A 440-nucleotide genomic window follows, 5' to 3' on the forward strand; every position below is an offset into this window, starting at 1 on the left:
GGCCGATGCGTCGGTAACCGTCGAAGACCTGGAGAGCAAGCTGGATGAGGGCAAGGCTGCTGGTGAGGTTCTGGCCAACCGCCTGGCCGAATCGCAGGCACTGTCCCAGGCGCACGCCGTGGAGCTGGCCCAGCTGCGCGAGCGCCTGACGTTGACCGAACAGGCGGCGAAGTCTGCGGCCGAGGGGCATGCAGCTGCGCAAGCCGATGCGAAACGCGAAGCTGATGCCGCCGCCGCCCTTCGCTCCGAACTGGCCACCATCAAGGCCCAGGCCGAGGCGGCCGAGCACACCCACCAGGAGCAGCGCAAGGCTGCTGCGGCCGAGGCTCACCGCCAGGCCGAGCGTTTCACCGCCGTCCAGGCCGAGCGCGATGCGGCCCGCAAAGAGGCCAGCAGCGCCCGCGAGGACGCAGCCAAGCTGCTTGGCCAGGTCGAGGCCC

The 440-nt window shown here is 70.5% G+C and carries 1 pseudogene; it reads left to right on the top strand.

What is annotated here, in order from left to right:
* A pseudogene (locus K9U41_RS23255) lies at positions 1 to 440 on the top strand (hypothetical protein); the annotation flags it as partial.

This window comes from Xanthobacter autotrophicus (assembly GCF_029991245.1).
GTDB lineage: Bacteria > Pseudomonadota > Alphaproteobacteria > Rhizobiales > Xanthobacteraceae > Xanthobacter > Xanthobacter autotrophicus_C.